The organism is Photobacterium rosenbergii (genome assembly GCF_033022775.1).
GTDB lineage: Bacteria > Pseudomonadota > Gammaproteobacteria > Enterobacterales > Vibrionaceae > Photobacterium > Photobacterium rosenbergii_A.
Map to the genome: position 1 here is coordinate 1 of NZ_JAWJZI010000065.1, position 239 is coordinate 239.

Sequence of the window (239 nt, forward strand, 5' to 3'; positions counted from 1 at the left end):
GGTGGAGCTAAGCAGGATCGAACTGCTGACCTCCTGCGTGCAAGGCAGGCGCTCTCCCAGCTGAGCTATAGCCCCATAATGGGTTCTTTTTTCTTATTCGAGGCATGATGCGAGGACGTTTAGTTTACTAAACGACGAGCGTCATAACAAAGAAGAAGGAAAAAGTGGTGGGCGATACCGGGCTCGAACCAGTGACCCCCTCCTTGTAAGGGAGGTGCTCTCCCAACTGAGCTAATCGC

General features: G+C 52.7%; 1 tRNA gene. It reads right to left on the reverse strand.

Features of this window, described 5'->3' with window-relative positions:
• Nucleotides 1-2: 2 nt before the first annotated feature.
• Nucleotides 3-75: transfer RNA gene (locus R2X38_RS26715), tRNA-Ala, on the reverse strand.
• Nucleotides 76-239: the final 164 nt, after the last annotated feature.